At 40.6% G+C, this 8,476-nt stretch carries 10 protein-coding genes; 8 read left to right on the top strand and 2 right to left on the bottom strand.

Annotation, left to right across the window (positions count from 1 at the left end; genetic code table 11):
* The first annotated feature begins 86 nt into the window (after positions 1-86).
* Positions 87-497: an ester cyclase gene (locus tag DS742_RS26170; RefSeq protein WP_117419859.1), complete on the top strand. Its 411-nt coding sequence runs from the start codon at positions 87-89 to the stop codon at positions 495-497.
* A gap of 87 nt (positions 498-584) precedes the next feature.
* Here DS742_RS26170 and DS742_RS26175 read toward each other — a convergent pair whose 3' ends face one another.
* Both DS742_RS26175 and ku read right to left on the bottom strand, forming a co-directional pair.
* A complete protein-coding gene (locus DS742_RS26175; RefSeq protein ID WP_117419860.1) occupies positions 585-1,508 on the bottom strand; it encodes an ATP-dependent DNA ligase in 924 nt (307 codons plus the stop codon).
* The gene (gene ku, locus DS742_RS26180) at positions 1,508-2,284 is read right to left on the bottom strand and encodes a non-homologous end joining protein Ku (RefSeq protein WP_117419861.1); all 777 of its coding nucleotides are present in this window, start codon (positions 2,282-2,284) and stop codon (positions 1,508-1,510) included. Before ku ends, DS742_RS26175 begins: the two co-directional genes overlap by 1 nt.
* Positions 2,285-2,461: 177 nt before the next feature.
* On the opposite strand from ku, the gene DS742_RS26185 reads away from it, so the two are divergent.
* From DS742_RS26185 to DS742_RS26215, 7 genes are all read left to right on the top strand, one after another.
* On the top strand, positions 2,462-2,845 hold the full coding sequence (locus DS742_RS26185) for a VOC family protein (protein ID WP_117419862.1): 384 nt from the start codon (positions 2,462-2,464) through the stop codon (positions 2,843-2,845).
* 461 nt (positions 2,846-3,306) lie between these two features.
* Positions 3,307-3,879, top strand: a complete 573-nt coding sequence (locus DS742_RS26190) for a glycerol-3-phosphate responsive antiterminator (RefSeq protein WP_117419863.1) — start codon at positions 3,307-3,309, stop codon at positions 3,877-3,879.
* A 42-nt stretch (positions 3,880-3,921) separates the two neighbouring features.
* Positions 3,922-4,911: a dihydroxyacetone kinase subunit DhaK gene (dhaK, locus tag DS742_RS26195; RefSeq protein WP_117419864.1), complete on the top strand. Its 990-nt coding sequence runs from the start codon at positions 3,922-3,924 to the stop codon at positions 4,909-4,911.
* An 18-nt stretch (positions 4,912-4,929) separates the two neighbouring features.
* Positions 4,930-5,550 (top strand): dihydroxyacetone kinase subunit DhaL, encoded by a 621-nt coding sequence (dhaL, locus tag DS742_RS26200; RefSeq protein WP_117419865.1) that lies wholly within the window; start codon positions 4,930-4,932, stop codon positions 5,548-5,550.
* Positions 5,551-5,563: 13 nt separating this feature from the next.
* Positions 5,564-5,944, top strand: a complete 381-nt coding sequence (gene dhaM / locus DS742_RS26205; protein WP_117419866.1) for a dihydroxyacetone kinase phosphoryl donor subunit DhaM — start codon at positions 5,564-5,566, stop codon at positions 5,942-5,944.
* Between the two features lie 51 nt (positions 5,945-5,995).
* Positions 5,996-7,489, top strand: a complete 1,494-nt coding sequence (gene glpK / locus DS742_RS26210; protein ID WP_117419867.1) for a glycerol kinase GlpK — start codon at positions 5,996-5,998, stop codon at positions 7,487-7,489.
* Between the two features lie 40 nt (positions 7,490-7,529).
* A complete protein-coding gene (locus tag DS742_RS26215; RefSeq protein WP_117419868.1) occupies positions 7,530-8,240 on the top strand; it encodes an MIP/aquaporin family protein in 711 nt (236 codons plus the stop codon).
* The last annotated feature ends 236 nt before the right edge of the window (positions 8,241-8,476 follow it).

Here is an 8,476-nt window from a genome sequence, read left to right on the forward strand (position 1 = left end):
CAATTAACCTGATAAATCAATTGATAGTAAGTAGAAAATAATGTATTCTAAATTTATAAAATTCGGTATTTAGAGGAGGAAATGGAATGAGTAATAAAGAAATAGTAAAATATTTTTATGAGAAAGTAGTTTCACAGAATCTGATTAACGAAGTTTTTAAATTTGTATCCAATGATTGTGAAGTTAAAGTGGGAGAGCAAAGCTTTCACATAGGAGTAGATGGTATGAAACAACACCTAATTGATGTTAAAAAAACATATCCTGACTACACTATGAAAATTATTCGCCAATATTGTGATGGAGATTATGTTATTTCAGAGTTCGTTATGGAAGGTACGCATGAGGGGGAGTGGTTAGGAATGAAGCCTACTAATAAAAAACTGACTTTTACTGGCGTTGACATTGATAAAATTGTAGATGGAAAAATCGTTGAGCATGGCGGAGCAGTAAATACGTTTGATACTTTGTTTGAAGAAAATATTATAAAGCCCTCATGAAATTAATGTTATGTGAGAGGTTGGAAATTTCCCATTGTGAGAAATTTCCTCCTGCTGGATTTATTATGAAGCACTATTCGCATCCAATTATATCTTACATTCTATTGCTGATTTATCATCTCTGATACCTTTAAAAACTGCCTGCCGGAAACTGTCTTTTTCGGTTGGCATTGATTCAACGATACAAACTAATTCAGGAGCAAGCCATACGGCATCGTTATTTCCTTCCGGAACATATCCAAAAGGGGAATAGTCGATAATTTTATACTTATGCTGATTTAATATAGTAAGACTTACCCCCAGAGTGACGTGCCCCTTATACACAAGAATATCATCATCATATTGTCCCAGAACAAGGCTGGTCATGTGATTTTCCTTTGGAATATATCCGCAAATGACACAATCATCAGTAGCCATTATCTTGCATTTGATCCAGTCTTTCGTTCTTTTTCCCGGCCAGTACAGGCTGTCTTTTCTTTTTGCTATAATTCCCTCTAATCCTTTTTCTTTTACAAGGTTAAACAGCATAATTCCGTCATTCTCCACATACCTGGATACAGAGATCATATTATTTTCGATAATAACGTCCTGGAGATACTTTTTACGTTCCATGAGTGGGAGCATAGTGATATCTCTATCTTTATAATATAATATATCATAGGCGATAATACTGGCAGGATATCTGTCAGCAGCTAATTTTATCTTAAACTGGTTACTCATTAAAGCTCTTTTCTGGACTTCAAAGAAATCAGGAACTCCGTTTTTCAGTACAAGTAATTCATGGTCAAGTATGCACTTTATTTTTACCTGCCTGTAGAGATCTTCCAGTTCCGGAAATATGGGAATCATAAGCTTATTCCTTTTATTCCTCATTTCTGTTCCGGCATTTAAATAGGACAGGCATCTGATACCGTCCCATTTTATCTCAAAAATATGGTTCGGTGAGTCAAACGGGTCCTGCATCTCAGAAATCAGCATGGGGCTGACGCTTTTACTATCAAATATATCCATTATGCCAGACCTTTGGTTCCTTTTGCTATTTCAACCGTTCTCTTCATGGCTTCCATAAGATCAATAATATTATTCTGACCTTCCGAATCAGCATTTACTATTTCTTTGCCGGCTATTTTGGTTTCAATTGCCTGCCGCAGTCTATCCTGATATTCATCATGATATAAACCAGGATCAAATGTTGATGTCATTGAATCAATCATGGTTTTTGCCATTTCCACTTCTGGTTTTGTGACCTCTGGTTTGGTCACTGCTACTGGAACAGCCTGAATTTCAGCCTGATAGAATAATGTTTTTGCAATTATAATATCTTTCACAGGATACAATACCATTAAGTTTTCTGTTGAACCGATTACTGTTTTGGCAATTCCTACTTTTTTCTGTGAGAGCATGGCCTGACGCAGCAGTTCACAGGCTTTTTCTGCTCCGGGATCGGGAACAACATAGTAATTTTTTTCGTAATAAATCTGATCTACATCTGATAATTTTGCAAAATGCTCAATGTGGATCGTCTTGTCTTTCTTGGTTTTGATTTTTTCCAGTTCGTCTTCCGTAAAAGTGACATATTTTCCCTTCTCATATTCATATCCCTTTATAATACCATCCGGATCGACCTCTTTATTACAGGAAGGGCAAATTTTTTTGTATTTTACCCGCTCATGGGTATCTTTACACAGCTGGTTGAAACTAACGGAAATATCTTTTGTGGTTTTATATAATCCAACCGGGATATAAAGCATCCCTACACTAATTGCACTTTTATGAGCTACAGCCATAGTATCGCCTCCTTATTTCTGATTATTGTTTGATAAAAGATGGAAAATATGCATTGTCGGAATTGTTTATGCGTTTTCATGTTTCAGCTCAAAGTTATTTATAATTGTCATTAAGGTTTTACGTAATCGCCTGCTTTGATACAATTAGGAAAATAAAAAAGGAGGCTGCAATCTCATATGAATATAAAATTAAAAACAGTAATCTTAGAATGCCGCGATATACCGCAATTATTATCTTTCTACACAGGCCTTTTGCATTGGCCGGTAGTGTTTGAAATAGACACTTTTGTAGGAATACACTCCAATCAGGATGAAATGGGAATAGCCTTTCAGTATGATGAAAATTATATTCCGCCTACCTGGCCATCTAAGCCGGGGCATCAACAGATGATGGCACATTTAGATTTTGCTGTAGATGATAAGAATGAGTTAAAGGAAGCAATGGAAAAAGCAATTAAGCTGGGTGCAAAAATTGCTGATGAACAGTATGGCGGTGAAGAGTGGGTTACTATGCTCGATCCTGCCGGTCATCCGTTTTGTTTTGTGGTATGGAATCATTAAAACGCGGAGTGCATAAAATCACCTGGAATGTGAAAAAAATAACGTTTTTAATGCACATCCAGTCGTATTCTGTCGATTATCATTGAGATTAATGTGTTTCATTGCTTGTCTCAATAAAATTTTCTGATGTACAAACCCGCTGAAAGAAGTAGAAATTAGTCAGAAATCATGTGCAAAATGACGAAACACACAAAATAAACTATGCAATATACATATTAAAAGTACTGTGTTAAATAAAAAACAATAAAAAAGACACAATAAAATAAAAATAATTTCAAAATTATATTGCAATATGCACAAAAGTGTGCTATATTGAATATAAGTAAAATCAATCCTTGAGAGAAGAGTGCAGATACGGCAGCAGAAATGCTGATTAGTCGTTATGCACTCTTTTTTTTTGAAAGAAAAAATAAATTCATATTTATCAAGGCAGGTCAATAGACAAGTAAGGAGTGTTGAAGGTGGACAACAAATTATGGACTGTTATTGAAAACAATCCCATTATTGCTGCGGTTAAGGATATGGCTGGTTTGAAGAAATGTGCAGAATCAGAGGTTAAAGTGATTTTCATATTATTTGGAGATGTTTGCAATATTGGTGAGATAGTAAATGAAGTGAAAAAAGAAGATAACATAATTATGGTCCATTTGGATTTGCTGGTTGGCTTAAGCGGAAAGGAGGCGGCGGTTGATTTTATTAAAACACATACAAGAGCAGATGGGATTATTACCACCAAACAGTCTTTGATTCAACGGGCCAAAGAGATCGGCCTGTATACGGTACTGCGGTATTTTGTAATTGATTCCATGGCTCTGGTGAATATCGAAAAGCAGAATGTTTCCTGCGGGGTGCATCCGGATGTAATCGAGATTCTGCCTGGAGTTATGCCGAAAGTAATAAAGAAGGTCTGTAAAATCAGCAGGGTACCGGTAATTGCAGGCGGTTTAATTTCGGATAAGGAAGATGTGATGTCGGCTTTGGGAAGCGGTGCGCTTTCCATATCAACCTCTGACCAGGCGGTATGGTTTATGTAGTAAAACAGAGATGTTTTTTTATATCTAAGGAGGTCAATTAAGATGAAAAAGTTCATTAATGACGTGGAACAGGCAGAGAACGAGATGATATTGGGACTGGTAAAAGCATATCCGGATTATTTACGGAAGCTTGACTGCGGTAATGTAGTGGTCCGCAGCAATAGAAAAGAGAACAAGGTTGCCTTAATAAGCGGCGGAGGAAGCGGACATGAGCCTGCACATGCCGGATATGTGGGTACCGGTATGCTTGATGCAGCTGTGGCAGGGGCAGTTTTTACCTCACCGACTCCAGACCAGATTTATGAGGGAATCAAAGCAATTGCAGGTGATGCAGGCGTATTAATGGTAATTAAAAATTACACCGGTGATGTGATGAATTTTGAAATGGCTGCAGAAATGGCAGAAGAAGATGGGATACTGGTCAAACAGGTGGTTGTTAATGATGATGTTGCAGTGAAAGACAGCTTATATACAGTTGGCAGAAGAGGTGTGGCAGGCACTGTATTTGTACATAAAATAGCTGGAGCAGCGGCTGAGAACGGGGAAGATATCAATAAAGTCCAGGCTGCAGCACAAAAAGTGATCGCTAATGTCCGCACAATGGGAGCAGCAATCCGTCCGTGTATCGTGCCTGCTGCCGGAAAGCCTGGATTTGAACTTGCAGAGGATGAGATGGAAGTGGGAATCGGAATTCATGGCGAGCCCGGAACCCATCGTGAAAAAATGAAATCTGCCAATGAAATCGTTGATATCCTCCTTGATCAAATACTTTCTGATGTTGATTATGTGGGAAGCGAAGTTGCAGTCATGATTAACGGCTCAGGAGCAACTCCTCTGATGGAACTGTTTATTATCAATAACCGGGTATCTGACGTTTTGAAGGAAAAGGGAGTTTCAGTCTACAGGACCTATGTTGGTGAGTTCATGACATCCATTGAGATGGAGGGCTTCTCTGTTTCTTTATTAAAATTAGATGAAGAACTAAAATTCCTGTTAGATGAAAAAGCGGATACACCGGCATTTAAAGCATGATGATTATGGAGTGACAGGATGAACAGAGAAAAGATAATACTTATTATTGATCAGATGGTAGCAGCCATGGAAAACCAGAAAGAGTATCTTACAGAGCTTGATAATATCATAGGTGATGGAGACCACGGCATTAATATGGCAAGAGGTTTTTCTGAAATAAATAAGAAAAGAGATTCACTGGCAATGATGAACGCCGGAGATATGATTAAAAATCTTGGGATGATTTTAGTTGCCACTGTTGGAGGGGCCTCTGGTCCATTATATGGCACAGCTTTTATGAAAGCAGGAATGTTTTTAAAGGGAAAAGAAGAAATCACGTTTGAAGACTTTTTACAGGCTTTTGAGTGCGCCATAGAAGGAGTTATGGCGCGCGGGAGGGCTGTGGAAGGTGAGAAGACAATGCTTGATGCCATGCTCCCTGCAAAACGTGCAATGGAGAAAGAATGGAAGCTCACCGGGGACGCAAAAACGTCGGTTGAGGCAGGCCTGGCAGCAGCAAGAGAGGGCGTCCAATATACAAAGACAATCATTGCCACAAAGGGAAGGGCATCTTATCTTGGTGAGCGCAGTATCGGCCATCAGGATCCCGGTGCAGCGTCTTTTACATTTCTCCTGGAAGCAATTGCTTCCCAGATGTGACGGGAGGGGAAATATGGTTAGTTTTGTAATAGTATCCCACAGCCGGAGTTTAGCTGAAAGCGTGGCTGATTTTACCAGGCTTATGGCTGATCGTGTTAAAGTCATACCTGCCGGAGGATTGGAGGACGGCAGCTTTGGCACCAGTTATCAGCTTATTACAAATGCCATACAGGAGGCATATACCGAGGACGGTGTTCTGGTGCTTATGGATATGGGAAGTGCTGTGATGACTACGGAAATGGTTTTGGAATCTATGGAAAATCCCAGAGTAAAAATGGTTGACTGCCCTCTGGTGGAAGGTGCTGTTGCAGGAACCATTGCTGCAGCAGGCGGACAGAACATGGATGTCATATACAGGAATCTGATAAAATCAGGATATGTTAACAAGTTTTAAAAGGTACGTAACGTACTTATTAAATGAATAAATCAAAGGAGGGTATTATTAATGGCGAAGTACGTAATGGCTTTGGACTCAGGAACAACAAGCAACAGATGCATTTTATTTAACGAAAAGGGTGAGATGTGCAGCGTTGCTCAAAAGGAGTTTACACAGTATTTCCCAAAACCCGGATGGGTAGAACACGATGCAAATGAAATCTGGTCTTCCCAGTTAGGAGTGGCAGTTGAGGCAATGTCTAAGATTGGTGCAGTTGCTGAAGATATTGCTGCAATTGGCATTACGAATCAGAGAGAGACAACAATTGTCTGGGACAAAGCAACTGGAGAACCGGTATACCATGCAATTGTATGGCAGTGCAGACGTACTTCCGAGTATTGTGACTCTTTAAAAGAGAAAGGGCTTACGGACTCTTTCAGGCAGAAAACAGGTCTGATCATTGATGCATATTTTTCAGGTACAAAGCTGAAATGGATTCTGGACAATGTTGAGGGCGTCAGAGAACGGGCGGAAGCCGGAGATTTACTGTTTGGTACGGTTGAAACATGGCTGATATGGAAGCTGACGAAAGGCAGAGTCCATGTGACGGATTATTCCAATGCATCAAGAACCATGCTTTTTAATATACAGGAGTTAAAATGGGATCAGGATATCTTAAAAGAATTAAATATTCCGGAATGCATGCTTCCGGAAGCAAAGCCCTCCAGTTTCGTATATGGTGAATCAGATCCCCAGTTCTTTGGAGGTCCCATCCCCATCGGCGGCGCAGCCGGAGACCAGCAGTCAGCGTTATTCGGCCAGACCTGTTTTACAGCCGGTGAAGCTAAGAATACATACGGGACCGGATGTTTCCTTCTTATGAATACTGGAGAAAAACCGGTTTACTCAAAAAACGGGCTGGTTACAACAATTGCCTGGGGACTTGACGGAAAGGTGAACTATGCCCTGGAGGGATCCATCTTTGTTGCAGGTGCTGCCATTCAGTGGCTGCGTGATGAGATGAAGTTGGTTGATTCATCCCAGGATTCTGAGTATATGGCAAAGAAGGTAAAGGATACCAATGGATGTTATGTAGTTCCTGCATTTACAGGGCTTGGCGCGCCTCACTGGGATCAATATGCAAGAGGAACCATTGTAGGTATCACAAGAGGAGTCAACAAGTATCATATTATCAGAGCGACTCTTGAGTCACTGGCTTTCCAGGTTAATGACGTAATCAGTGCAATGCAGGCAGATTCGGGTATCACGCTCAGCACATTAAAAGTGGATGGCGGAGCCAGTGCAAACAACTTCCTGATGCAGTTCCAGTCTGACATTATGGGAGCTCCGGTGCACAGACCGGTGTGTGTTGAGACAACTGCTATGGGAGCTGCATATCTTGCAGGGCTTTCGGTTGGTTACTGGGAGAGCAAGGAAGCGGTTGTAAAGAACTGGCAGATCGATAAAGTATTCCGCCCCGATATGGCCGAAGCCGAAAGAACAGAGCTTGTGAATGGCTGGAATAAAGCAGTGAAATGTTCTTATGGCTGGGCAAAGGAATGATGTAGTTAATTAAGTCCATGATTTCAGGAGGTAGGGGAGTATGTTAATTTTTATTTCAGAACTTATCGGTACTATGCTGCTTATTTTACTTGGTGATGGTGTGGTGGCAAACGTTACATTAAATAAGTCAGGGATGAAAGGGGCCGGTTCGGTTCAGATAACATTTGCATGGGGTCTTGCAGTTTTGCTGCCTGCCTTTATTTTCGGATCATCTTCAGGAGCACATTTTAATCCGGCATTAACCCTTGCGCTTGCAGCGGAAGGTTCCATCGGATGGAATGTAGTGCCAACTTACATAACAGGACAATTAATCGGAGCATTTCTTGGGGCGGTGCTGGTTTATGTTTTATTCAAGGGCCAGTTTGATCTTACAGAAGACGCCGGAACAAAACTTGGGGTATTTTCCACAGGTCCTTCTGTTCCGAATACCGGACTGAATCTTTTAAGTGAAGCAGTTGGAACTTTTGTACTTGTATTTGCAATTAAGGGAATCGGGAACGTGAAAGATATAGCGCCAGGCGTTGATAAACTGCTTGTATTTGGCATTATTGTTTCTGTTGGTATGTCTCTTGGCGGATTAACCGGATACGCCATTAATCCGGCCCGTGATTTAGGTCCCCGGATTGCACATGCATTACTCCCGATTAAGGGTAAAGGTGATTCCAACTGGAAATACTCATGGATACCGGTAGCAGGTCCTGTGATTGGCGCACTTGTGGCAGTCCTGTTATACAATGCAATTCCCTGGTAGAATGAAAAAATTAATATACAATAATGAGTGAGATTGAAAGCCAGGTAATCGGCAGGTATAAAATGCCGGTTTACCTGGCTTTTCATTGTATCTCGGTACAATAAAACCACCGGCTATGCCGGTGTGTCCCCAACTAGCTTTAGCTTCAAGCAAAAAACCTCCTATGTTATAATAGTTGTCTCTTATAACCATCTGAATCTGCCGACGAAGAGGAAAGTATAGAGATCAGTGTGTGG

Origin of the sequence: Lacrimispora amygdalina (assembly GCF_003432035.1) — a bacterium.
Taxonomy (GTDB): domain Bacteria; phylum Bacillota; class Clostridia; order Lachnospirales; family Lachnospiraceae; genus Lacrimispora; species Lacrimispora amygdalina.

Bases quoted from the DNA above. Each gene is read 5' to 3' on its own strand.
- glpK (WP_117419867.1), top strand. From the start codon at position 5,996: ATGGCGAAGTACGTAATGGCTTTGGACTCAGGAACAACAAGCAACAGA.
- DS742_RS26215 (WP_117419868.1), top strand. From the start codon at position 7,530: ATGTTAATTTTTATTTCAGAACTTATCGGTACTATGCTGCTTATTTTA.
- DS742_RS26185 (WP_117419862.1), top strand. From the start codon at position 2,462: ATGAATATAAAATTAAAAACAGTAATCTTAGAATGCCGCGATATACCG.
- DS742_RS26170 (WP_117419859.1), top strand. From the start codon at position 87: ATGAGTAATAAAGAAATAGTAAAATATTTTTATGAGAAAGTAGTTTCA.
- dhaK (WP_117419864.1), top strand. From the start codon at position 3,922: ATGAAAAAGTTCATTAATGACGTGGAACAGGCAGAGAACGAGATGATA.
- dhaM (WP_117419866.1), top strand. From the start codon at position 5,564: ATGGTTAGTTTTGTAATAGTATCCCACAGCCGGAGTTTAGCTGAAAGC.
- DS742_RS26175 (WP_117419860.1), bottom strand. From the start codon at position 1,508: ATGGATATATTTGATAGTAAAAGCGTCAGCCCCATGCTGATTTCTGAG.
- dhaL (WP_117419865.1), top strand. From the start codon at position 4,930: ATGAACAGAGAAAAGATAATACTTATTATTGATCAGATGGTAGCAGCC.
- ku (WP_117419861.1), bottom strand. From the start codon at position 2,284: ATGGCTGTAGCTCATAAAAGTGCAATTAGTGTAGGGATGCTTTATATC.